The sequence below is a fragment of the Mesorhizobium sp. IMUNJ 23033 genome, from assembly GCF_044778005.1.
GTDB lineage: Bacteria > Pseudomonadota > Alphaproteobacteria > Rhizobiales > Rhizobiaceae > Mesorhizobium > Mesorhizobium amorphae_A.
This window is the reverse complement of record NZ_JBJACT010000007.1, coordinates 38973-61818: the sequence shown is the minus strand read 5'-3', so window position 1 is coordinate 61818 and position 22846 is coordinate 38973. Positions and strand designations below refer to the sequence as shown.

Annotated in this window: 19 protein-coding genes; 13 read left to right on the top strand and 6 right to left on the bottom strand. The window is 64.3% G+C overall.

Features of this window, described 5'->3' with window-relative positions:
* Nucleotides 1–11 precede the first annotated feature (11 nt).
* Together ACFX5Q_RS10855 and ACFX5Q_RS10850 are read left to right on the top strand one after the other, a co-directional pair.
* Nucleotides 12–989, top strand: coding sequence for an alpha/beta hydrolase (locus ACFX5Q_RS10855; protein WP_404277566.1), 978 nt, complete (start codon nucleotides 12–14; stop codon nucleotides 987–989).
* Nucleotides 990–1254: 265 nt separating this feature from the next.
* Nucleotides 1255–2895: an ABC transporter substrate-binding protein gene (locus tag ACFX5Q_RS10850; RefSeq protein ID WP_404277564.1), complete on the top strand. Its 1641-nt coding sequence runs from the start codon at nucleotides 1255–1257 to the stop codon at nucleotides 2893–2895.
* 23 nt (nucleotides 2896–2918) lie between these two features.
* Here the strand turns inward: ACFX5Q_RS10850 and ACFX5Q_RS10845 are convergent, their stop codons facing one another.
* Nucleotides 2919–4007, bottom strand: a complete 1089-nt coding sequence (locus tag ACFX5Q_RS10845; protein ID WP_404277562.1) for a LacI family DNA-binding transcriptional regulator — start codon at nucleotides 4005–4007, stop codon at nucleotides 2919–2921.
* A 259-nt stretch (nucleotides 4008–4266) separates the two neighbouring features.
* Here ACFX5Q_RS10845 and ACFX5Q_RS10840 point away from each other — a divergent pair, with 259 nt between their 5' ends.
* The 4 genes from ACFX5Q_RS10840 to ACFX5Q_RS10825 all read left to right on the top strand — a co-directional run bounded on the left by ACFX5Q_RS10840 (nucleotide 4267) and on the right by ACFX5Q_RS10825 (nucleotide 9666).
* A complete protein-coding gene (locus tag ACFX5Q_RS10840) occupies nucleotides 4267–5052 on the top strand; it encodes an ABC transporter substrate-binding protein (RefSeq protein ID WP_404277946.1) in 786 nt (261 codons plus the stop codon).
* Nucleotides 5053–5145: 93 nt separating this feature from the next.
* A complete protein-coding gene (locus ACFX5Q_RS10835) occupies nucleotides 5146–6675 on the top strand; it encodes an amino acid ABC transporter permease/ATP-binding protein (protein ID WP_404277944.1) in 1530 nt (509 codons plus the stop codon).
* An 85-nt stretch (nucleotides 6676–6760) separates the two neighbouring features.
* Entirely contained in the window at nucleotides 6761–7885 is a 1125-nt protein-coding gene (locus ACFX5Q_RS10830; RefSeq protein WP_404277560.1) for an NAD(P)/FAD-dependent oxidoreductase, read from the top strand.
* A 95-nt stretch (nucleotides 7886–7980) separates the two neighbouring features.
* Nucleotides 7981–9666 carry a tetratricopeptide repeat protein gene (locus tag ACFX5Q_RS10825; protein ID WP_404277558.1) on the top strand — a complete coding sequence of 562 codons (1686 nt, stop codon included), beginning with the start codon at nucleotides 7981–7983 and terminating at the stop codon, nucleotides 9664–9666.
* A 7-nt stretch (nucleotides 9667–9673) separates the two neighbouring features.
* Here the strand turns inward: ACFX5Q_RS10825 and ACFX5Q_RS10820 are convergent, their stop codons facing one another.
* On the bottom strand, nucleotides 9674–10729 hold the full coding sequence (locus tag ACFX5Q_RS10820) for an ornithine cyclodeaminase (RefSeq protein ID WP_404277556.1): 1056 nt from the start codon (nucleotides 10727–10729) through the stop codon (nucleotides 9674–9676).
* 203 nt (nucleotides 10730–10932) lie between these two features.
* Nucleotides 10933–11715 carry a hypothetical protein gene (locus ACFX5Q_RS10815; protein ID WP_404277554.1) on the bottom strand — a complete coding sequence of 261 codons (783 nt, stop codon included), beginning with the start codon at nucleotides 11713–11715 and terminating at the stop codon, nucleotides 10933–10935.
* Nucleotides 11716–11864: 149 nt separating this feature from the next.
* Here ACFX5Q_RS10815 and ACFX5Q_RS10810 point away from each other — a divergent pair, with 149 nt between their 5' ends.
* Genes ACFX5Q_RS10810 through ACFX5Q_RS10785 form a run of 6 tightly spaced genes read left to right on the top strand, consistent with a single transcriptional unit; the run spans nucleotide 11865 to nucleotide 17809 of the window.
* Nucleotides 11865–12497, top strand: a complete 633-nt coding sequence (locus ACFX5Q_RS10810) for a DUF4129 domain-containing protein (protein ID WP_404277552.1) — start codon at nucleotides 11865–11867, stop codon at nucleotides 12495–12497.
* Nucleotides 12494–13696, top strand: a complete 1203-nt coding sequence (locus ACFX5Q_RS10805) for a DUF4350 domain-containing protein (protein WP_404277550.1) — start codon at nucleotides 12494–12496, stop codon at nucleotides 13694–13696. The genes ACFX5Q_RS10810 and ACFX5Q_RS10805 overlap by 4 nt, the downstream gene beginning before the upstream one ends.
* On the top strand, nucleotides 13683–14639 hold the full coding sequence (locus ACFX5Q_RS10800) for an AAA family ATPase (RefSeq protein WP_404277548.1): 957 nt from the start codon (nucleotides 13683–13685) through the stop codon (nucleotides 14637–14639). The genes ACFX5Q_RS10805 and ACFX5Q_RS10800 overlap by 14 nt, the downstream gene beginning before the upstream one ends.
* Nucleotides 14636–15946, top strand: a complete 1311-nt coding sequence (locus tag ACFX5Q_RS10795) for a DUF58 domain-containing protein (protein WP_404277546.1) — start codon at nucleotides 14636–14638, stop codon at nucleotides 15944–15946. Before ACFX5Q_RS10800 ends, ACFX5Q_RS10795 begins: the two co-directional genes overlap by 4 nt.
* Nucleotides 15947–15948: 2 nt before the next feature.
* Nucleotides 15949–16956: a stage II sporulation protein M gene (locus tag ACFX5Q_RS10790; protein ID WP_404277942.1), complete on the top strand. Its 1008-nt coding sequence runs from the start codon at nucleotides 15949–15951 to the stop codon at nucleotides 16954–16956.
* Complete coding sequence (locus tag ACFX5Q_RS10785) at nucleotides 16949–17809, top strand: RDD family protein (RefSeq protein WP_404277544.1); 861 nt, start codon at nucleotides 16949–16951, stop codon at nucleotides 17807–17809. Before ACFX5Q_RS10790 ends, ACFX5Q_RS10785 begins: the two co-directional genes overlap by 8 nt.
* A 279-nt stretch (nucleotides 17810–18088) precedes the next feature.
* Here the strand turns inward: ACFX5Q_RS10785 and ACFX5Q_RS10780 are convergent, their stop codons facing one another.
* Complete coding sequence (locus tag ACFX5Q_RS10780) at nucleotides 18089–18775, bottom strand: D-lyxose/D-mannose family sugar isomerase (protein ID WP_192182701.1); 687 nt, start codon at nucleotides 18773–18775, stop codon at nucleotides 18089–18091.
* A gap of 139 nt (nucleotides 18776–18914) precedes the next feature.
* Here ACFX5Q_RS10780 and ACFX5Q_RS10775 point away from each other — a divergent pair, with 139 nt between their 5' ends.
* Complete coding sequence (locus ACFX5Q_RS10775; RefSeq protein ID WP_404277542.1) at nucleotides 18915–19973, top strand: D-TA family PLP-dependent enzyme; 1059 nt, start codon at nucleotides 18915–18917, stop codon at nucleotides 19971–19973.
* Between the two features lie 27 nt (nucleotides 19974–20000).
* Here ACFX5Q_RS10775 and ACFX5Q_RS10770 read toward each other — a convergent pair whose 3' ends face one another.
* Both ACFX5Q_RS10770 and ACFX5Q_RS10765 read right to left on the bottom strand, forming a co-directional pair.
* Nucleotides 20001–20753 carry a heme ABC transporter permease gene (locus ACFX5Q_RS10770; RefSeq protein ID WP_404277540.1) on the bottom strand — a complete coding sequence of 251 codons (753 nt, stop codon included), beginning with the start codon at nucleotides 20751–20753 and terminating at the stop codon, nucleotides 20001–20003.
* Between the two features lie 103 nt (nucleotides 20754–20856).
* Nucleotides 20857–22626, bottom strand: coding sequence for a glucan ABC transporter ATP-binding protein/ permease (locus tag ACFX5Q_RS10765; RefSeq protein WP_404277538.1), 1770 nt, complete (start codon nucleotides 22624–22626; stop codon nucleotides 20857–20859).
* Nucleotides 22627–22846: the final 220 nt, after the last annotated feature.

Sequence of the window (22846 nt, the reverse complement as noted above, 5' to 3'; positions counted from 1 at the left end):
GATCGGATGCGATGGGCACGGTCCACCACATGACCAAGCGCGGGAAATACGCAAGGCGGCTCGATCCGGCTTTGTGGGTCTATATCGACCGGGTCAACGAATGGTATCCGCCCGAAATCGCCGAGCTGCCGATCGCCGAGCAAAGGGCGGTCTATGACGCGATGTGCCGGGCCTTCCACCAGGGCCATCCGTCGGGTGTCTCGGCCGATGACGGCCTAGTCACCACCGCCGATCACGACATTCCCGTCCGGCACTACCAGCTCGCCGGCAAGGCGCCGCAGGCGATCGTCGTCTACTATCATGGCGGCGGCTTCGTGCTTGGCGGGCTGGACAGCCATGACGACATCTGCGCCGAGATCTGCGCAGCCACCGGGTTCGAGGTGCTGTCGGCCGATTACCGTCTGGCGCCGGAACATCGCCATCCTGCCGCCTTCGACGACGCGCTGGCCGCGTTCGAATGGGCGGCCGCGACGAGCGCCCTGCCGATCGTGCTGTGCGGCGAGAGCGCCGGCGGCACTCCGGCCGCCGCGGTCGCGCATGCGACGCGCCGCCACCCGCGCCGCGCGGCCGGACAGGTGTTGATCTATCCCGATCTCGGCGGCGACGGGACCGGCCGCTCCTATGTCGAGCATGCCGAGGCGCCGCTGCTTTCGCTCGGCGATATCGATTTCTATCGCCGCATCCGCTCCGTACCGGGACAATCGCCCGACGATCCGACCTTTTCGCCGCTCAAGGACAGTGATTTCTCCGGCCTGCCGCCGACATTCATCATTACGGCCGAATGCGATCCGCTGTCGTCGGACGGCGAGGCCTATCGCGACCGCATCGTTGCCGCCGGCGGCTCGGCCTGGTGGCAGGAAGAGCCGCGCCTCGTGCACAGTTTTTTGCGCGCCCGCAAGAGCGTGCCGCGCGCCGGCGAGGCTTTTCTGGATATCCTCTCGGCCATCGCTTCCGTCACCATGCTGGGCAAGAACAACCAGCCGTCCTGAGCGCCATCTCGTTGTCTCGCCGCGCTCGCAACCGTTGCGGAACAGCGCACAAGAACTGCGGAAAAGCGAACATTTCCCTGCGTAAGCCCGCCCTATCATCGCCTGAGGCAATGGCGCTCCGGTGAACCGCATCCTCCCACGCGTCTGGCGGCAAACCGGAGCGACTTGGTTTTTCGTGCATGTCGTTGCCCAAAACCGCAGCGCACCCTCGGGTCAGGCCCGAGGGCATGCTTTTGGCGACATGCACCAACAGGAGGGAACGACGATGAAGTTCATGCTGACCGACCGAAAGCTGCACCCGCGCGCAAAGCCGATCGCCGACGATTTCAAAAAGGGCGGCATGAACCGGCGCGAGTACCTCGCCCTGATGGCCGGGTTCGGCGTCAGCGCCGCCGGGGCGCTGGCGCTCGGCGGCCTTGCGCCCTCGCCCGCCCGCGCAGAGGAGCCAAAGCGCGGCGGCACCTTGCGCGTCGCCATGAACGTCAAGGGATTCAAGGATCCGCGCACCTTCGACGGCGTCGAAATGTCGAATGTCGCGCGCCACTGCAACGAATATCTGGTGCGCTGGAACACCAACTTCAGCTTCGAGCCGTGGCTGCTCGAAAGCTGGGAGACCAGCGACGACGCCAAGACGCTCACGCTGCATGTGCGCAAGGGCATCACCTGGTCGAACGGTGATACGTTCAACGCCGACGACGTCGTCCACAATCTGACGCGCTGGTGCGATGCCTCCGTCGCCGGCAATTCGGTCGCCGCGCGCATGGGCGCGCTGGTCAATGCCGACACCAAGAAGCCCGTCGACGGCGGCATCGAGAAGGTCGACGACTTTACGGTGAAACTCAATTTGCCCAAGCCCGACATCTCGCTGATCGCCGGCATGGCAGACTATCCGGCGCTGATCATGCACCGCTCTTATGAGGGCGACGGCGACCCGATGAAGGCGCTGGCGATCACCACCGGTCCTTGCGAGCTGGTGAAATGGGATGCCGAGACGAGTGCGGAGGTGCGGCGCAAGGACAAGCCGTGGTGGAAGGGCGAGTTCCATCTCGACGGCATCACATGGGTCGATTACGGCTCCGATCCCAACGCCATGCTGTCGGCCTTCGAATCCGGCGAGATCGACACCGACCACGAGACCGCCTCCGATGCCGTGTCGCAGACCGAAGACATGGGGCTTGAGAATTCCGAGATCGCCACCGGCTCGACCATCGTGGCGCGCTTCAATGTCGGCAATGCGCCCTATGACGACGTCAAGGTACGTCGCGCCGCCCAGCTTTCCGTCGACAATTCAGCCGTGCTGAAGCTCGGCATCGACGGTCGCGGCAAGCCTGCCGATAACCACCATGTCGGCCCGATGCACCCCGAATATGCCGATATCGGCCCGGCCAAGCGTGATCTGGATGAGGCAAAGAAGCTGCTTGCCGAGGCCGGCAAGGCCGACCACGAGTATGAGTTGATCTCGGTCGATGTCGAATGGCAAAAGAGTACCGGCGATGCGATCGCCGCGCAGATGCGCGAGGCAGGCTTGAAGATCAAGCGCACCGTGCTGCCGGCCGCGACCTTCTGGAACGACTGGAGCAAATACCCCTTCTCCTGCACGGAGTGGCTGGGACGGCCGCTCGGCGTCCAGGTGCTGGCGCTCGCCTACAAGTCAGGTGCGGCCTGGAACGAAAGTGCCTATGCCAACAAGGAGTTCGACGAACTGCTCGACAAGGCGCTGGCAATGCCCGACGCCAAGGCGCGCAAGGAGATCATGGCCAAGATCGAGCAGAATTTGCGTGACTCCGGCATCATCATCCAGCCCTACTGGCGCTCGGTCTATCGCACCTACCGCAAGGGCGTGCATGGCTGCGAGCAGCACCAGTCGCTCGAGCAGCATTTCGAGAAGGTCTGGCTGGAGAGCTGATCTGTTGATCTATTGTGGGCGCGTCAGGCGGTGGCTTGCCTGACGACGTCCGGAACCTGCGCGACCGACATCCGCTCGATGATGGTCGTCGGCAGGATAATCCTTTCGGGCGGCCGGTCATCGCCTTTCAGGCGGCGTATCAATAGCTCCGCCACGGATTTTCCCAGCGCATAGACCGGCTGGTCGATGACAGTGATGGGCGGCGTGGTCACGCTCGTCCAGTCGGCATCGTGGAAGGTGATCAGCGACATGTCCTGCGGAATGCGCAGGCCGCATTCCCGGATCGCCTTGAACAGTTCGAGGGCCACGACGCTGTCCGATGCGAGAATCGCCGTCGGCCGGTCTGGGCTCTGGAGCAATTCGTGCATCGCGGCCCGCGACGTCTCGGATCGCCCGGAGCCAAAATGGATGTTGCGTTCGGCTCGCTCTATGCCGGCTTCCCGGCAGGCATCGAGAAATCCTAGAATGCGCTCACGCACGGTGGACGTGTTGATCCTCGACTCGCCACCGCGAAAATCCCCCGACAATACCGCGGCGGTCATATAGGCGATCCTGGTATGCCCTGCCCGCGTCAGGATGCGGGTGGCGCGCAAGGCAGCATTGCGGTCATCGACGGTGACGGTGTCGACATCGAGGTCCGGCAGCGCCCGGTCGAGCAGCGCCAGGGGACAGGTGCCGCGCGCAATCTCCACGAGATGGGCGATTTCTCCGGATTGGGCGGGCGTGACGATCAGACCGTCAACCTGCTTTGCCATGAGAACGCGTATTGCATTCTTCTCGGCTTCGACCTGTTCGCCCGAATTGGCCAGGATGACGTTGATGCCCGACAGGCGCGCCGCGTCGCTGATGCCGCGCACCGCCAGCGAGAAGAACGGGTTCTCGATGTCGCCGACGACCACGCCGATACTGCCTGACCGTCCCGTCGTCATGCTGCGCGCCAATTCGTTTGGACGATAGTCGAGCGCCTTCGCCGCTTCGAGTACTGCGGCGCGCACCGTCTTGCTCACCCGGCCATAGCCACCCAGCACGCGCGCTGCAGTCGCTTTCGAGACCTTCGCCTGGCGGGCGACATCGCTGACGGTGATGGAGGGAGCCTTGGGCGGACGTTTCATTGTGGAAAAAATCGCTTCCGAATTCGTTGACGGATGGTCATTCCCGTGACTACAAATGTCAAGAGACCGGTCTCATTTACATTTGAGACCGGTCTCACAAGAAAAAGAGCGCCTGGAGGCGTCGCATCGCAAGCCGTATTGAAAATTGGCGCGTGTCCGCCGTGAAAGCAGCGCCCCCGCGGACCGATCTTCAGAGTGGAGAACAACCATGAGCATCAGAGGTCTTTTCACATCGAGCCCGCGGCAGCGCATCGGCTCCATGATCTTCGCCGTCACGCTGGCCGCCCTGTCCCTGCCCAAGGCCTGGGCCGCGGACAACCCGTATAATCTGATCGATGCCAAGACCATCAGTGTCGGCACAATGGGCGATGCAAAGCCCTATGCCTTCACGACCGCCGACGGCAAATTCACCGGCTTCGACCTCGAATTCTTCCTGAACGTGGTGGGGCGGATGGGATTCAAGGCGGATCAGGTGACCTTCACCGGCCAGGAATTCTCCGCGCTCATGCCCTCGGTCGCCAATGAACGTTTCGATGTCGCGGTCGCCGCCATCGGCACGACTGCCGAGCGGAAGAAGAACGTCGATTTCTCCGACGGCTACCTGGCCGGATACCTTTCGGTACTGACGTCTGACGCCAAGATCACCGGCGCCGAAGGCCTGGCCGGCAAGCGCCTCGGCGTCGTTCAGGGAACGCTGCAGGAGATCTATGCCGCGAAGAATTTCAAGGACACTGACCTGGTGAAATTCCCTGACAACAACTCCGCCATCGCCGCACTCAACAATGGCACGGTCGATGCGCACTTCCTCGACTATGAGGCGGCGAAACAGTATGGCGAGCGCTATCCGGCGTTGAAGGTCGCGATCAATATCCCCTCCTTCGATGCACCGGCCGGCTTTGTCGTTCGCAAGGGCAACGACGCCTTCCGTGAAGCGCTCAACAAGGGCATTCACGAAGCGATGCAGGACGGCACCTGGAGGGATCTCTACCAGAAATGGTTCCCCGGATCGCCGATGCCGGAGCAATATCTCCCCAAGAAGAACTGAGCCGCGTGAGGCCGCCGGCGCGAATGCCGGCGGCCTCAAACAGGCATGAGCGATCACGCGGTGGCTTTGCCGCCGCGCAAGGCAGGTTGGCAGATGAACTGGCTCGAGAACCTTCAGCGCAGCTTTTTCGACTGGGACGCGATGGCATCGGTCCTGCCGGCGCTGCTTGCCGTCGGGCTGAAAAACACCCTGATCCTCGCGGCGGCTTCCACCGTGCTCGGCATCCTCTTGGGCATGATCCTTGCGGTGATGGGCATTTCGCGCTCCGCCTGGCTGCGCATCCCGGCACGCATATACACCGACATCTTTCGCGGCCTGCCGGCCATTCTCACCATCCTGCTGATCGGCCAGGGGTTCGCACGCATCGGCCGGGACATCTTTGGCCCCTCCCCCTACCCGCTCGGCATCCTGGCGCTCAGCCTGATTGCCGGCGCCTATATTGGCGAAATCTTCCGCTCGGGCATCCAGAGCGTCGAAACCGGCCAGATGGAAGCGTGCCGCGCGCTCAGCATGAGCTACGGCCAGGGCATGCGACTGATCGTGATCCCACAGGGTGTGCGCCGCGTGCTCCCTGCTTTGGTCAACCAGTTCATCGGCAACGTCAAGGATTCCAGCCTCGTCTACTTTCTCGGCCTGCTGGCGTCCGAACGAGAGATTTTCCGCATCGGCCAGGACCAGGCGGTGGTCACCGGAAACCTGTCGCCACTACTTCTGGCCGGCATGTTTTATCTCATCATCACCGTGCCGCTGACCCATGTGGTCAACACCATCGACAATCGCCTGCGGCTCGGCAAGCAGAAGCCCGGCGGCGTTGTCAGCGGCCTTGTCGAGGTCGGCGAACTGGAGAACACAGCCGGCAAAACCTCAGCATTGCCCACAGCCGCGCCGTCGGCCGTCAAGGCCGGCAGCCTGGAGGTTCTCGATCTCGACATGGCCTATGGCGAGCTTCAGGTGCTCAAGCAGATCCGGCTCAAGGTCGAGCCGGGGGCGGTCACCTGCGTCATTGGACCTTCGGGCTCCGGAAAATCGACGCTGCTGCGCTGCCTCAACCGGCTGGTCGAGCCGAAGGCCGGCGACGTGCTGCTCGACGGCGAGAGCATCCTGGCGACGAGACCGGAGACGCTGCGCCGGCGCGTCGGCATGGTTTTTCAGCATTTCAATCTGTTCCCGAACCATACGGCACTCGAGAACGTCATGCTCGCCCTCACCAAGATCAAGGGCATGGCGACAGACCAAGCCAGGCGCCAGGCGGAAGCGCGCCTTGCCGAAGTGGGCCTCGCGGCGCGAAAGGACTACCGGCCGAGCCGCCTGTCAGGCGGTCAGCAGCAGCGCGTGGCGATCGCCCGCGCGCTGGCGATGGATCCCGAAGTCATCCTCTTCGACGAGGTGACGAGCGCGCTCGACCCCGAACTCGTCAAGGGCGTTCTCAACCTGATGGCCGATCTCGGCCGCCGCGGCATGACGATGATCGTCGTCACCCATGAGATGGGCTTTGCCCGCAAGGTGGCGGACCAGGTCGCCTTCATGGACGAAGGCCGTATCGTCGAGGTCGGACCACCGGCGGAGCTATTCGACAGGCCGAAGAGCCCGCGGCTCAGGCAATTCCTCGCTGAGGTCCTATGAACGATGCCGCCGCGCCAAGCTGGCCGGGCCAGGCGCAGGGCATGACCCCGAAAAACCACTCGTCCGACCATCGAAAGCTGCATTCATGACCCACAATCCTGCCCTCAAGGTCGCCGTCATCGGCGGCGGCATCTTCGGCGTCTCCACGGCCGTCCATCTCGCCCGCCTCGGCGTGGAGACGACGATCGTCAATGACGGCCCGCTCGCCAATGGCGCGTCGTCGCGCTCGCTCGCCTGGCTCAATTCGGCGCGAAAGCGTTCGGCCGCTTATCACAAGCTCCGCATGCAGGGCCTCGATCGCTACCGGAAACTGGCCGCCGGCAACGATTGCGGTGCCTGGCTGCGCTTCGATGGCGGCCTCACCTGGGATGCCGACAATGCTTCCAACCAGATCCCGGAAATCTCCCGTCATGAACAGGCGATCGGCTATGAAACGCGCCTGCTCGCGCCTGGCGATATCGCCGCTGTCACCCCGGGTGTCGATGCAAAGGCGGTTTCGCGTCAGGGTGCGATCTTCAATGCCGGCGAAGGATGGGTCGACCTGCCCTCGCTCATCGGCCTGCTGCTGAAGGAGTTTCGCGAACGCGGCGGCCATGTCATCACCGATGGGGGTTCCGCCGACGTCTCGCTTGCCAACGGCCGTGTCAGCGGCGTGAGGACGGCCTCCGGCCAAGTGGTCGATGCCGATGCTGTCGTGGTCGCGACAGGCTCGGCGGTGCCGGGCATGGCGGCGAAGGTCGGCAAACGCATAGGTGACGGCACGACACGCGCGCTGCTTGTCCTCACCAAGCCGCTGCAGCACCCGCTCCGGGCCGTGCTGAACACGCCGCTCGTCGCCATCCGGCCGACGCCCAACGGCGCCTTCGCGCTCGACTCGGCCTGGTCCGAAGATGAAGTAATCGTGGGCGACGACGGCACGTACGAGGCGAAGCTGTCGACCATTGCAGGATTGCTCGATGAAGCCTCCAAGGTGCTGGAGGGAAACCCGACGCTCGCGCTGGCAAGCTATCACACCGGGCCAAAACCAATCCCCTCCGATGGCGAGCCGGTGATCGGCCAATTGACCGGCATTCCGGGCTATCACGTCGTCTTCAGCCATAGCGGCGCGACGCTTGGCCTCGTCGCGGGAGAATTGCTGGCCGGAGAAATCGTCAGCGGGACGCCAAATTCGTTGCTTGAACCGTTTCGCCCTGGACGGTTTGACAGCTGAGCGGAAGCAAGCGCCCGCCGAATGCCATTTGCCATGCGCGAGAATTTTGGCACAGATTGCGCCTGACTGACCATCGGCGCGAGAAGCAATCAGGCATGGATCATTTCGACCTCGGCTCCTACCGGCGTCCCATCTCCACCCATTCGGCGGAGACGCAGCGCTGGTTCGATATCGGGCTGAACTGGTGCTACGGCTTCAATCACGAGGAAGGGATAAGATGTTTCGAGAAGGCGCTGGAAACGGACCCTGACTGCGCCTTCGTGCATTGGGGCATCGCCTATGCCGCCGGACCTTTCTACAATCTGACCTGGAAGGAGCATGGCGAGGCCGAGGCGAACAGGGCGACGAAACTCTGCTTTGATCACATCCAGCTTGCGCGCGCCAATACCGATCAGGCGAGCACGGTCGAAAGGCGGCTGATCGAGGCGCTGGCCTGCCGTTTCCAGAAACCGCACCGCGTGCCGCCAGCGGAATTCGAGCATTGGGACGACGCCTATGCCGCCAAGATGCGGACGGTCTACCGCGACTTTCCCAACGACCACGATGTGATGGCGCTCACCGTCGAGGCGCTGATGATGCGCACTGTGCGGCGTCTGTGGGACCTCAAGACCGGCAAGCCGGCGCCGAACTCGGACGTGCTGGAGGCGCTCGAGGTCTGCGAGCGGTCGATCAAACTCTCAGACGAACGCGGTGTCGCGCAGCATCCGGCGATCGTCCATCTGCACATCCATCTGCTGGAAATGTCGACCATACCTGAACGCGGCATGCGCTCAGCCGACCGGCTCGGCACGATGTGTCCCGATGCTGGCCACATGAACCATATGCCGGGGCATATCTATGTTCTATGCGGTGAATACGAGAAGGCAAAACTCGCCAGCGAAAAGGCGGTGCGCGCCAACGACCTCTATCTGGCCTATGCGCAGGAGACTTCCTATTACCTGCTCGGCTGCTGCCACGACCTGCACCTGATGATGTTTTCTTGCATGTTCCTCGGTCAGCACAAACCGGCCCTGTGGGCGGCCGACAAGGTGCGCAACCTGGTGACGCGCGAGGTCGTGAGCATCCCGGACCGGCCGAAGCTGACGCAGACCGTGGAAGGCTACCACGCCATGAAATCGCATGTACAAGTGCGCTTCGGCCGCTGGCAGGAGATCATCGACGAGCCGATGGTTGGAGAGCCGGAGCTCTATGTGCTGACCACGGCCATGCAGCACTACGCCAAGGGCGTCGCGCATGCGACTCTTCGGGATTTCAAGGCAGCCGAAGAGGAGCGCGAGCGCTTCCACCTTCACCTGAGCCACATACCGCCGGAGCGGCGTTTCCTCAGTAACCCGACCCTCGCCTCGCTCGCCGTCGGCGCTGCCCTGCTCGACGGCGAGTTCGCCTATCACCAGGGCCGGCACGAGGAGGCCTATGTCCATTTGCGGCGAGCGGTCGAGCTCGACGACAATCTCTCCTACACCGAACCCTGGGCGTGGATGCACCCGCCGCGCCATGCGCTGGCCGCGCTGCTTTTGGACCAGGGGCACGCTGAAGAGGCCGAGCAGGTCTACCGCGACGATCTCGGCCTGAGCGGCACCGTGCAGCGCTGTGCCCAGCATCCGGACAATGTCTGGGCGCTGCATGGGCTGGTCGAATGCCTGAAGCGGCGCGGCGACACTGACGAGCTGTCGCTGCTGCAGGCAAGGCTCGCCGCCGCGCTGGCCCGAACAGACGTGCCGATCACCTCGTCCTGCCTCTGCCGAACAAGCGTGCAGTCAGCGCATAGCTGCTGTCATTGAAGATGGCCTAAGCCACCTTCACCGGTGCCGCCGCTCTCAGCAGCATGCCGAACAGGTCGCGCGGCTCGTCGGGGTCGGCCAGCATATCGAGCTCCTGGTAGAGGCCAGTCGATGCGAGTTGATCGCGGACATAGCGCAGCGCCGAAAAATCCTCGATGGCGAAGCCGACGGAATCGAACAGGGTGATCTGGCCGGGCTCGTGCCGCCCTTTGGCCACGCCGGCAATGACCTGCCACAGCTCGGTCACCGGATGGTCGGCAGGAAGCTGCTGTATCTCGCCCTCGATGCGGGTCTGCGGCGGGTATTCGACGAAAATGTCTGAGCGCAGCAGGATGTCGCGGTGCAGCTCGGTCTTGCCGGGACAATCGCCACCGACCGCGTTGATGTGGACACCGGAGCCGACCATGTTGTCGGTGAGAATGGTGGCGTACTGCTTGTCGGCGGTGACGGTGGTGATGATCGGAGCGCCCTCGACTGCCTCTTGCGCGGTTCCGCAGGCCACCATATCGAAGCCGAGGCCGGCGAGATTGCGGATGCATTTTTCCGTCGCCGCGCGATCAATGTCGAAGAAGCGCAGCTTGCGCACTCCGAGCACGGCCTTGAAGGCCAGCGCCTGGAATTCGGCCTGGGCGCCGTTGCCGATCAGTGCCATGCAATCAGCATTGGGCGGCGCCAAGTGCTTTGCCGCCAGCGCCGACATCGCCGCCGTGCGCAGCGCCGTCAGTATGGTCATTTCCGACAGCAGCACCGGATAGCCATTGTGGACGTCGGCCAGCATGCCGAAAGCGGTCACCGTCTGGCGGCCCTCGCGCATGTTCTTGGGATGGCCGTTGACATATTTGAAGCCATAGACCTCGCCATCGCTGGTCGGCATCAGTTCGATGACGCCCTCGGCGCTGTGCGAGGCGACGCGCGGCGTCTTGTCGAAGGCCTCCCAGCGGCGGAAGTCGTCCTCGATGTAGCCAGCAAGCTCGGTAAGAAAACGCTCGACGCCGATCTTCAGCACCAGCTTCATCATGTGATCGACGCTGACGAAGGGAACGATGTTGAGATTGGGGATCATGGTCTCGCGTCCTCCCGCCTTTGCCGGCGGCAATCAGTCATTGCGCTGCGTATTATACGCCTTCATCACGGAAGCGAGTGCAGGATCGCGCGCCTCGAGCGGCCAATCGCGGCGCTGGTGGCCACGAACAGGCGCGGCCTTCAGCCATGTTCGGGCTGAAGGCCAATGTGCAGGAGTTCATGATGTGGTGAGAACCCTCCCCGTCAGGAGAAGATCTCCGCCAGTTCGTCGACGCTGGTGCCTTCCTTGACCTGGCGCAGCTCGACATAGCTGACCGCGGCGGCGACCGACAGCAGCATCGACATCACGCTCTGCACCAGCCCGGCCACGATCGTAGCGATAGTGCCGTGAAACAGGTAGACAACCACGCCAACCGCCGCCTGGATGACCATGGCAATGATGATCAGGACCAGGAACAGGCCGAACAGCGACCAGCGGCTGCCCTTGGTCAGGGCGCGGCTGCGCGACATGGAGCCGAACACGCCGAGCCGTTCCTGGATCAGAACCGGCACCGAAACCGACCAGCCGAGCCACAGGATGATGCCGGGCACGATCAAGGCGATCATGGCCAGGCCCGACCCCAGAGCAACGAGGAAACCTATCGCCAGCGTCGGCAGCAGAAAGCGAATGGCGATCTGCAGGCAGTCGCCAAAGGTCGGACGCTTGCCGTTCAAATCCTCGATCGTGGCCTGCACAAGTGCTGACTGAAGCAGCAGCGCTAAAATGGAGCTTATGAAAATGGCGACAAACGTGACCCAGGAATTGCGGAGCGCGAAGGTGGGATCGGCCGCGGCGCCTGGATCGGCCTGCAGGATCGCTTGCATGCGCGATTCGGTCCACAGCTGGATAAGGATCGTCGGCAGGCCTGAAAACAGCAAAGCCAAACCCACGTAAAGTCCGATGTTGCGGCCAACAACGGCAAAGGTGTTGTTGAACACCCTGCCGACCTGAAATTTTTCGGGCCGTTCCAGTGTCGTCGAAGTCATGATGCACCCCCCGTGCTCACCGCCGCGTGTAGACTGGCGGACTCGATAGTAAATTTGCCAAGATTGAAGGTCGCCGTCCAGCCCACTTGCAATTCTTATTCTGCATTGCCACTGTCGGCGCGGAACCGCAGGTTGCAGGGGGCGAGCGGGTGGCAAATGCAGGGCTGGGCACAGCGGACGCCGAATGGCTGGCCAAGATGCACAAGCAGTTGCTTGCGGATGATTCGATTCAGTTCGGCCTGCCGGCCCTTGTTCAGCCTGAACCGCCCGAATGGCTGAAGCCGTTGCTGGAGATGCTGGAGCGGCTCGGTCCCTATATGATCTATCTGTTCTGGGCCGCGGTGATATCGGGCGCGGCCATCATCCTGCTGTTGATCGTGCTTGAAGTGAGAGGCGTCGCCTGGCGCCTGCCGTGGCGGCGCGCGCGCAAGGAGACCGAGGCGGAAGAGGCATGGCGCCCCGACGCAGGCGAAGCCCAGATCCTGCTGTCGGAAGCGGACGCGCTTGCCGCGCGAGGCGACTATGACGAAGCCGTCCATCTTCTGCTTCGCCGCAGCGTCGCCGACATTGCCGGCCGCCTGCCCGACTTCCTGCGGCCGTCTCTGACCTCGCGCGACATCGCCAATGCGCCTTCCCTGCCGGCGCGGGCCCGCGGTGCCTTCAGCGAGATAGCGCGCATCGTCGAGGCCGCGCTGTTCGCCCGCCGGCCGGTCGGCGCCGAAGGCTGGCAACAGGCGCGCGGCGCTTATGAGCGATTCGCCTTCCGGGACGCCTGGGCATGAGCGCTTCGGCAGCCGAGGCGGCACAGGAACCGTTCAGCCGCAGAACGCTGTTCTGGGGTATTTTCGCCAGCCTGCTTGCGGCGGCCGGTTTCTTCCTGCTCTCCACCTATGCCCCCGATTTCCGTACGCCTGGCAATGGCGGGCCAACGCCATTGTCCAAGGGCGGCTCCGGCTATGCCGGCCTGGTGGAATGGCTGAAATTGACCGGCGAGCCACCGTCGATGGCGCGCAACGAGGACGACCTTGCCAGCGACAAATTGCTGATCGTCACCATCTCGCCCGAGAGCGACCCGGAGGCGCTCACCCGGATACTCGATCTGCGCAAAGACCTCAGCACGCTCTTCGTGCTGCCGAAATGGCAGACGTTCCCGCTGCTGGAGCACGAAGGCTGGGAGACCAAAGTCGGGCGGCTGCCCGACACGGTCGTAAATGAATGGCTCGGCCGGATCACCAAGGCAAAGCTCGGCGTCGGCCAAAGCACGGTCGAGAAGCTCGACATCGAAAGCAGGCTGGTAGCCGCGCCCGAGGATATGCAGTGGGTGGCCGAGGAGCATCCGCTGATCGCGGCGGGCAACGGCAAGGCCGTTCTCACCGAACTCGCCGACAAGCCTTTCTACATCCTGACCGACCCCGACCTGATCAACAACGCCGCGCTCAAGGACCCGGACAAGGCTGCAGCGGCGCGCGACCTGATCGCCTTCCTGACACCCGACGAAGGGACGGTCATGTTCGACCTCACCCTGCACGGCGCGGGGCGCAAATACGATCTCGCCAAGCTCCTAGTCGAGCCGCCGTTCCTGGCACTGACGCTGACCATCCTCGCCGCTTCGGCGCTGGCCTTCCTGCACGGCCTTGGCCGTTTCGGGCCGCCGCGTGCCGAGGAGCGCGCTATCGCCTTCGGCAAGCGGGCGCTGGTCGACACCACGGCGATGCTGCTCAGGCGCGCCGGACGGCTGGAGGAGCTGGGCGACCGCTATGGCGCCCTGGCGCGGGCGCGCGCCGCGGCACTGCTCGGCGCGCCGCACGGCCTGCAGGGCGAAGCGCTCGACCACTGGCTGGATTCCCGCGACAAGGACGAGGCCGGCGGCTTTACTGTGCGCCTGCAGGCCGCAAACGATGCCAGGACCCTAGCGCAAATGCATGAGGCAGCAGAACGGCTGCATGACTGGACGGCAAGGAGGCTCAGTGAACGTCGATGATGTGAAGACCCTGGCGAATGCGATCAGGGAAGAGGTGGCGAAGGCGATCACCGGCCAGCATGACACGGTCGACCTGATGCTGACGGCCTTGTTCGCCGGCGGGCATATCCTGCTTGAGGGACCGCCAGGCACCGCCAAGACGATGACGGCGCGCTGCTTCGCGCAGGCGCTCGGCGTCGCCTATGGGCGCATCCAGTTCACGCCCGACCTGATGCCCGGCGATATCGTCGGATCGAACATCTACAATTTCCAGACCGGGCAATTCACGCTGACGCGCGGCCCGATCTTCTGCGACCTGCTGCTCGCCGACGAGATCAACCGCACGCCGCCGAAGACGCAGGCAGCGCTGCTGGAAGCCATGCAGGAACACGCCGTGACCTTTGACGGCACCACGCATTCGCTCGGCCAGAACTTCATGGTGGTTGCGACGCAAAACCCGATCGAGCATCAGGGCGTCTATCCGCTGCCGGAAGCCCAGCTCGACCGCTTCCTGTTCAAGCACCGGGTGAGCTACCCCGACGCGCAGGAGGAACGCGCCATCATCGTCCATCATGGCGGCGGCTCCGCCTCGCATGACATCAAGCAATACGGCATCGAGGCGCAGACCGACCGCAAGACGCTGGAGAAGGCGCTTGCCACCGTCGGCGATGTCACGCTCGTCGACGATGTCGTCGGCTACATTGCCTCGCTGGTGCGCGCCACACGCCAAAGCCCGGAACTGGAGGTCGGCGCCAGCCCGCGTGCCGGCGCTATGCTCGCCCGGGCAGCGCGGGCGCGGGCGGCGTTGGACGGACGTGCCTATGTGATCCCCGACGACGTCAAAGCGCTCGCCGTGCCGGCGCTCCGCCACCGTGTCATCCTGTCGCCCGCGGCACAGATCGACGGGCGGCTGGTCGAGCAGATCGTGTCCGACCTTGTCGACCAGACGGAAGCGCCGCGTTGATCTATCCCAGCGGCAGAGCGATCTGGGCAGCGGCGGCGGGGGCCATCCCTGCCTTCCTGGTGGCGCTGGCATTGCCGTCGCTCTGGTATCTCGGCTTGCTGTGGATCTGTCTGTTGCTTGCCTTCCTGGCGGTGGATGCGGCCGCCGGACGCGGACGGGCATCGCTCAGCGCCAGCCTCGACGCGCCGCCGCAGATCGGCGTCGGCGGTCGCTTCAACCTGCAGATCGCCGCCCGCTTTGCCGGCCGGCCGCGGGCACTGCAGGCGCGGGTCGGGCACGATACGCGGCTAACGCCTGTCGCAGGCAGTGGCGGCGCGCTGGCTCCGACCAGGGACGGCGGAACGCTCGACCTGCAGTTCGAGGCATTGCGGCGCGGCATTGCCAGCTTCGATCGCCTGTGGCTGCGCTGGCGCGGACCGTTCGGGCTGGTCTGGAACCAGGTCGTGCTGCCGATGGACAAGAAGGTGGCGGTGCTGCCCGATGTCAGCAGTGCCCGCGACGAGGCGATCACCCTTCTGCAGCGCTCGGCACTGGCCGACGGCCATGCCCAGCGCCGCGCCGGTCAGGGCCGCGAGTTCGAGTCGCTGAAGGACTACCAGCCCGGCATGGGCCGGCGGATGATCGACTGGAAGCGCAGCGCCCGCCATGGCAAGCTTTTGGCGCGCGAATTCCGGGTCGAGGAGAACAACAACATCGTGCTCGCCATCGACAGCGGGCGCCTGATGTGCGAGCCGGTCGACGGCGTGCCGAAGGTCGACCGTGCCGTGACGGCCGCACTTTTGTCGGCCTTCATCGCGCTGAAGGGCGGCGACATGGTCAGCCTGTTCTCGTTCGATGCGCGGCCACGCGTCACCAGCGGCGCGGTGCGCGGTTCCGCCAGCTTCGCGATGATCCAGAAGCGCGCGGCCGAGATCGACTATTCCAGCGAGGAGACCAATTTTACGCTCGCGCTGACCACGCTGTCGGCCAAGCTCGACCGCCGCTCGCTGGTCATCGTCTTCACCGATTTCGTCGACCCGATCAGCGCCGAACTGATGCTGCGCACCGTCGGCCGGCTGACCGAACGGCATCTGGTGCTGTTTATGATGATGAAGGATGTCGAGCTGGAAACGCTGGCCGACATGCCGCCCGCCGCCCCCGAAGACGTCGCGCGCGCCGTCACCGCCGGCAACCTGCTCAGGGAGCGGCAAGTGGTGATCGGCCGGCTCAGGCTGCTTGGCGCGCATGTCATCGAGGCCAGCCATCAGCGGCTTGGCCCGGCGCTGGTCGAGCGCTACCTGCAGCTCAAGCAGGAGGATTTGCTGTGACGATGCAAGCCGGCACCAATGCCGTACGCCAGTCGCTGGCCAGCTTCCGCCAGGAGCGCGAGGCGGATTGGAAGGCGTTCGAGGCGCTGCTGGCGCGTGTCGAGAAACGGGCGCCGCGCGCGCTGTCGGAGGAGGAATTGCTGTCGCTGCCCCTGCTCTACCGGTCGGCACTGTCTTCGCTCTCGGTGGCGCGGGCGACATCACTCGACAATGCCCTGGTCTCCTATCTCGAATCGCTCTGCCTGCGCGGCTATTTCTACCTCTACGGCGCGCGCCGCGGCCTGCGGCAGCGCATCGGCGATTTCTTCCTGCATGACTGGCCGCACGCCATTCGCGACCTGTGGCGCGAGACGCTGGTGTCCGTCGGGCTGACCGCGGTAGGCGCCGGCGCCGGCTACTGGCTGGTGGCGTCCGACAAGGGCTGGTACGACGCCATCATCGCGCCTGGCCTGGCCGGCGGGCGCAATCCGGATTCGTCGGCCGAGATGCTGCGCAGCGTGCTCTATGACGGCGCCAGCAGCGAATTCCTGTCGAGCTTCGCCGCCTATCTTTTCACGCACAATACGCAGGTGGCGATCCTGGCCTTCGCGCTGGGCTTCGCCTTTGCCGTGCCCAGCGTGCTCATCATCCTGATGAACGGCTGCATGCTCGGCGCGATATTCCAGATCTACGCGGCCAAGGGGCTGGGCTTCGAACTCGGCGGCTGGCTCTCCATCCACGGCACCACCGAGATGTTCGCGATCGCGCTGGCCGGCGCCGCCGGCATGCGGATCGGCACGCGCATCGCCTTTCCCGGCGAACTGCCCCGCATGGCGGCCGCCGCCCAGGCCGGGCGGGTGGCCGCGACGGCCATGGTCGGTGTTGTGGTTATGCTTTTGTTTGCCGGCCTGCTCGAAGGCATCGGCCGGCAGACGATCACCAGCGATGGCGCGCGCTATGCCATAGGCGGCGGCATGCTGGCGCTATGGAGCGCCTATTTCTACCTGTTCCGGCTGGTGCGACATGGCTAGACGCGCTGCCTTTGTCGCGGCACGACCGCTGATCACGCCGGAGGGTGTCGATCTCAGGGTCAGGCTTGCCGACGCCGGCACGCGGGCTTCCGCCTTCCTGCTCGATGTCGTGATCATCTCCACCGCGACGGTGGTGATCACTATCGTCGCGCTGTTCGGGTTGAGAGGCCTTGGCGCCCACGAGCTGCAGCCGCTCTTCATAGTCTGGATCATCCTGATCTTCCTGCTGCGCAATGCCTATTTCATCGCCTTCGAGGCCGGCCGGCGCGCAGCGACACCCGGCAAGCGGATCGTCGGCATACGGGTCGCCTCGCGCAGCGGCGCGGGTCTCACGATCGATCAGGTGATCGCGCGCAATCTGATGCGCGAGATCGAAATCTTCCTGCCGCTGTCCATCCTCGCCGGGCGCGGCGGCGCCGGCGTCGCCGACACGCTGACGACGATCTTCGGGCTGGTGTGGGCGCTGCTGTTCGCGCTCTTCCCGCTCTTCAACCGCGACCGCCTGCGCATCGGCGACCTGCTGGCCGGCACTTGGGTGGTCGAGGCGCCGAAGCTGGCGTTGGTCGAGGATCTGTCGCTGCGGCAGGATCCGGTCGCCAACGCGTTTCACTTCAGCCAAGCCCAGCTCGACGCCTATGGCATCGCCGAACTGCACAAGCTGGAAGAGGTGCTGCGCCGCGACGACTATTTCGCACTAAGGGCCGTCGCCGATACGATCGGGCGCAAGATAGGTGCAGCGCCGCAAGCTCACGACGCGCGCGCGTTCCTGACCGCCTATTACGGAGATCTCAGGGCGCATCTCGAGCGCAAGCTTTTGCTCGGCACCCGCAAGGCCGACAAGCACGCGCGGTAGCAACCGCCGAACCGGCGATGATGGCTCCAAGTGCCTGGCGCCAAACGTGGAAACGTCGGCGCTGCCCCTCATCCGCCTGCCGGCACCTTCTCCCCGTATAGTGACGGGGAGAAGGGGGATTTATCGCGACGTTGGCGCCTATTCCGCAACGCTGGTAGTTGGCGAAGCCATCTGCGACAGCGTCTTTCTCCCCGTCACCATACGGGCAGAAATGCCCGGCAGAGCAATGAGGGGCGGCGCCGACTTGCGATATCCGATGCCCTCTCGGCGCTCTTGCTCCTACCCCACCCACTTCTCGTAATCGGACACCAGAAGGTGAACTGGTGCGACGTCCTCGTCGATGTTCGAAAAACGGCCGATCGGCTCGCGGAAGACGTTGTCGGTGAGGTCATCGTTGACGGTCGAGACTTCGCCGATCAGCACATCCTTGCCCTCGGCCCAGAAGGCGTGCCAGACGCCCGGCATCAGCGTGACGCTCTGGCCCGGATCGAGCTTCAGCAGCCCGCCGGCCGGCAATCTGTGGATGGTTCCGTCGACAGGCACCGACACTTCGGCCTTGGGATCGATACCGCCGTCGCGATCGTGCATGAACAGTTCCAGCACCAGCTTGCCACCGCCGCGGTTGATGATGTCCTCGGCCTTGATGTTGTGGCGATGCATTGGCGACAGCTGGTCCTTGCGCGAGATCATGATCTTCTCGGCATAGAGCATGCCCATTCCCTTTTTCATGTCCGCGTAAACGCCGTTGCGCACGGTGAACAGGAACAGGCCGAGTTCGTCGAACTTCTCCTGGCCGTAGTCGGTGATGTCCCAACCGAGCCGCGAGGTGAAAATGGCCGCGGAGTCAGCCTTGCGCGCCTTCATCTCTTCCGGGCTCCAGTAGGCGAAGGGCGGCATGATGTAGCCGAACGAGCGGATGAAGGCGTCGGCGTCGCGGATGATGTCGTTGATGGTGGAGCGTTTCATGGTCGTGATCCCTTCTTCAGGCGGCGCCTACAGCGCATAGCCGAACACCGATCCGGTGTCGACGCAAACTCTATACTGGCCTCATGACATCCGGACCGATCGGGGCCATAAGTCCAGCCAAATCCCAAGGTGACAATCCATGCGCAGCATAGACGACCTCGATACGCCGGCGATCCTGATCGATGCCGCCCGCGCCGAAGCCAACATCAAGCGGGCGCAGGCGCATGCCGACCGCCATGGACTGAAGCTCAGGCCGCATATCAAGACCCACAAGCTGCCCTATTGGGCGAAGAAGCAGGTTGCGGCCGGCGCGGTCGGCATCACCTGCCAGAAGATCGGCGAGGCCGAGGTGATGGCCGATGCCGGGCTGACAGATATTTTTCTCCCGTACAATATCCTCGGCCGCGCCAAGCTGGAGCGACTGAAGGCGCTGCATGGCCGCGTCACGCTGTCGGTGACGTCCGACAGCAGGGAGACGCTGGAAGGGCTCGCCGCCACATTCACCGATGCCGGCCATCCGCTGCCGGTGCTGGTCGAATGCGACACCGGCATGGGCCGCTGCGGGGTGCAGACGGCCGATGAGGCGGTCGCGCTGGCGCGCGAGATCGACAAGGCCAGGGGCCTTCGCTTCGGCGGGCTGATGACCTATCCGGCGGCCGGCCGCGCGGCTCAGGCCGAGTCGTGGCTCGTAGATGCCAAACAAGCGCTGGCGGCAGCAGGTCTCGCCTGCGACCGCATCTCCAGCGGCGGCACGCCCGATATGTGGCGCTCGGGCGAGGACAGCGTCGTCACCGAATATCGGCCCGGCACCTACATCTATCTCGACCGCTACCAGGTCGCCAAAGGCGTCGGCAGCCTCGACGATTGTGCGCTGACGGTGCTGTCGACGGTGGTCAGCCATCCGACGCTGGCGCGCGCCATCCTCGATGCCGGCAGCAAGGCGCTGTCCAGCGACACGCTGGGGCTGGCCGATTTCGGCGAGCTGCTGGGCATTCCGGGCGCGAGGATCGCCGGATTGAGCGAAGAGCATGGCAATGTCACGCTTTCAGATGGCGCCAAGCTTCGCATCGGCGAGCGCGTGCGCGTCGTGCCCGACCATTGCTGCGTCGTCACCAATTTGTTCGACCAGGTGCATCTGATCGACGGCGACAAGGTGCTGGAAACGCTGCCGGTGGCTGCGCGCGGCCGGATGGGGTGAGGAGCGGTAGCTGATCTTCGACTGAGGTCAGTTAGCCTGCCGCGCCGCCACACGGCGCATCGAGATGACGCGGCGTCGGCGGATTTCCGTGCGCATGGCCATCAGATGCAGGGCGAAGAACAGCACGGTGAAGCCGAGCGCCATCACCAGCAGCGGTCGCAACATCGAGGGATCGATGGCCGAGCCGCCCATGCGGAACACCGAAGCCGGCTGATGCAGCGTGTTCCACCAGTCGACCGAGAATTTGATGATCGGGATGTTGATGAAGCCGACCAGCGTGATGATGGCAGCGGCCCAGGCGGCGCGGCTTGCGACATCGAGTGCCCGGGTCAGTGCTATGATGCCGAGATACATCAGGAACAGCACGAAGACCGAGGTTAGTCGCGCGTCCCACACCCACCAGGTACCCCACATCGGCTTGCCCCAGATGGAGCCTGTGATCAGCGCAAGTGCCGTGAAGACGGCGCCGATCGGAGCCGCCGATTTCAGCGCCACATCGGCCAACGGATGGCGCCAGACCAGCGTGCCCAACGCCGAGATCGCCATCAGCGTGTAGCACATCATGGCGAGCCAGGCGAAAGGCACGTGAATGTACATGATGCGCACGGTGATGCCCTGCTGGAAGTCCTCAGGTGCTGCGAAGCTCATGTAGAGGCCGGCAGCGAGCAGGATGGCGGCGACCGAAGCCAGCCACGGCACGAGCCTATCGGCCAGCCCGACGAAGCGCGTCGGGTTGGCAATATCCATCCAGCCGGCAAGGCGTGAGGTGGTGTCGCTCATGCGGCCTTACATAGACCGGCGGCGTGTTTGGGGCAATCGAGTGGTTGTCGCAGGCGAGGCAGGCTCTTCCTTCTCCCCGTGGGAGAAGGGAAAGCCGTCCCGCTTAAGCCGCTTCGTTCACTGTCCGGCTGAGGCGACGGACTTCTTCGTCGTTGAGCAGGCCGCCGGCGCGCAGCAGGCTGGCGAAGCGGCCGTTGCGCAGCGACAATTCGGCAAAGCCACCGAACTCGACCACCCTGCCCTTGTCCATGAACACGACCAGGTCGGCGTCGCGGACCGTGGTCAGGCGGTGGGCGATGATGAAGGTGGTGCGATCGCGGCGCAACTCGTCGATCGCTTCCTTGACGCGGTCCTCGGTCTCGACGTCGAGCGCGCTGGTGGCCTCGTCGAGGACCAGGATCGGCGCATCCTTGAGCACGGCGCGGGCGATGGCGATGCGCTGGCGCTCGCCGCCCGAAAGCTGGCCGCCGCGCTCGCCGACCACCGTGTCGTAGCCAGCGCTCTTCGACAGGATGAAGTCCTGCGCGGCGGCGGCATTGGCGGCGGCGTGGACCTCGTCATAGGTCGCCTCGGCGCGACCGACGCGGATGTTGTCCTCGATCGAGCGGTTGAGCAGGCCGGCATCCTGGAACACGGTGGCAATCGAATGGCGCAGGGACTTGCGGGTCACCGAACGCGTATCGATGCCGTCGATCAGGATGCGGCCGTTGGACGGCGTGAAGACGCGCTGCAGCAGGTTGATGAGCGTCGTCTTGCCGGCGCCCGTCGGGCCGACGATGGCGACCGTCTGGCCTGCCTGGACTTCGAACGACACGTCGTCGACACCCTGGCCGGAATTGGCGAACTCAAAGCCGACATGTTCGAAACGGACGTGACCGGTGACGTTGACGAGGTCGCGCAGACCGTCGGGCTCGGCGGTTTCGGCGGCCGAGTCCTCGAGGCGGTAGAAGTCCTCTAGCTTGGCGCGGGCCTCGGAGATCTGGTTGGCGAAGGCCGACATCTGGTCGAGACGGGCGATCAGCAGCGTGGCGAAGCCGGTAAAGGCGATGACGTCACCGATGCGCAGTTGGCCATGGGTGACCAGATAGGCGCCGATCAGCAGCACAATCATCATCGAGATGGTCGACGACAGGCGATGCAGCGCGTTGGCGATCGCCCACCAATCGAGCACCGGGTTCTGCGCATCGAGCAGGTTCTTGACGTAACGCTTCAGCGCCTCGGTCTCATGGCCGATGCGGTTGTAGCTCTGCAGCACGGCGACGTTGCTGACGGAGTCGGTCACATGCGCGAACACGGTGTGGTAGTGCCGCTCGACCGCTGCCTGGCCTGCCTTGGTGCGGCGCATGACCAGCCGGCCGATGCCGACATAGAGGGCGCCGAGCGCAAGCAACACCATCGACATGCGAACGTCCATGCTGAGCGCGGTCGGGATCAGCAGCGCCAGGGCGACAGCCGTCGACAGATGCTGGCGCATGAATTCGAGCCACAGGCTGAACAGGGTCTCCACCGCGCGCAGCAGCGTGTGGAGCGAATTGGAGGTGCCGCGCTGGTGATGCCAGGCGAGCGGCATCGTGATCACGCGCTCGAACGACTGGCACAGAACTTCGCTGCGCCGCTTATGAGCGAAACGGTCGGCGCCGCGCGCCACCAGCACGAAGGCGACGATGTTGAAGGCACCAAGGCCGGCCCACAATCCCAGCGTCGAGAACACCGAGCCATGCTCGGAGATGGCATCGATCACCCGTCCGAACATGATCGGCTCGAGGATGGCGATAATGGCAAGCGCGACGTTCGCGCCGCAGATCAGCGCGACGCGCTTTCTGTCGGCCGCGAGATAACCCAGCGCTCTCCAGTAGATTTGCAGAAGTGACACTTCAGCTACTCCGCCAAAAGTTTTATTGTGCACCGCACCATTTCTTGACACGTACCGGTTAACGCGTCGCAAAACAATGCCCGTCTACCTCTTCCGTTCCCAATTCGCGAACAAAAGATGACGACGCTGCGAAATCTGTCGTGATCACCTAACGGTTTGAGATAAAAGGTGAAATGTCAGCCTTGCGGCAAAATCATGGCAGCGCCGAAGCGCTGCCACA

Bases quoted from the DNA above. Each gene is read 5' to 3' on its own strand.
- ACFX5Q_RS10850 (WP_404277564.1), top strand. From the start codon at position 1,255: ATGAAGTTCATGCTGACCGACCGAAAGCTGCACCCGCGCGCAAAGCCG.
- ACFX5Q_RS10820 (WP_404277556.1), bottom strand. From the start codon at position 10,729: ATGATCCCCAATCTCAACATCGTTCCCTTCGTCAGCGTCGATCACATG.
- ACFX5Q_RS10855 (WP_404277566.1), top strand. From the start codon at position 12: ATGGGCACGGTCCACCACATGACCAAGCGCGGGAAATACGCAAGGCGG.
- ACFX5Q_RS10780 (WP_192182701.1), bottom strand. From the start codon at position 18,775: ATGAAACGCTCCACCATCAACGACATCATCCGCGACGCCGACGCCTTC.
- ACFX5Q_RS10790 (WP_404277942.1), top strand. From the start codon at position 15,949: ATGCAAGCCGGCACCAATGCCGTACGCCAGTCGCTGGCCAGCTTCCGC.
- ACFX5Q_RS10825 (WP_404277558.1), top strand. From the start codon at position 7,981: ATGGATCATTTCGACCTCGGCTCCTACCGGCGTCCCATCTCCACCCAT.
- ACFX5Q_RS10840 (WP_404277946.1), top strand. From the start codon at position 4,267: ATGATCTTCGCCGTCACGCTGGCCGCCCTGTCCCTGCCCAAGGCCTGG.
- ACFX5Q_RS10805 (WP_404277550.1), top strand. From the start codon at position 12,494: ATGAGCGCTTCGGCAGCCGAGGCGGCACAGGAACCGTTCAGCCGCAGA.
- ACFX5Q_RS10835 (WP_404277944.1), top strand. From the start codon at position 5,146: ATGAACTGGCTCGAGAACCTTCAGCGCAGCTTTTTCGACTGGGACGCG.
- ACFX5Q_RS10775 (WP_404277542.1), top strand. From the start codon at position 18,915: ATGCGCAGCATAGACGACCTCGATACGCCGGCGATCCTGATCGATGCC.
- ACFX5Q_RS10815 (WP_404277554.1), bottom strand. From the start codon at position 11,715: ATGACTTCGACGACACTGGAACGGCCCGAAAAATTTCAGGTCGGCAGG.
- ACFX5Q_RS10770 (WP_404277540.1), bottom strand. From the start codon at position 20,753: ATGAGCGACACCACCTCACGCCTTGCCGGCTGGATGGATATTGCCAAC.
- ACFX5Q_RS10845 (WP_404277562.1), bottom strand. From the start codon at position 4,007: ATGAAACGTCCGCCCAAGGCTCCCTCCATCACCGTCAGCGATGTCGCC.
- ACFX5Q_RS10785 (WP_404277544.1), top strand. From the start codon at position 16,949: ATGGCTAGACGCGCTGCCTTTGTCGCGGCACGACCGCTGATCACGCCG.
- ACFX5Q_RS10830 (WP_404277560.1), top strand. From the start codon at position 6,761: ATGACCCACAATCCTGCCCTCAAGGTCGCCGTCATCGGCGGCGGCATC.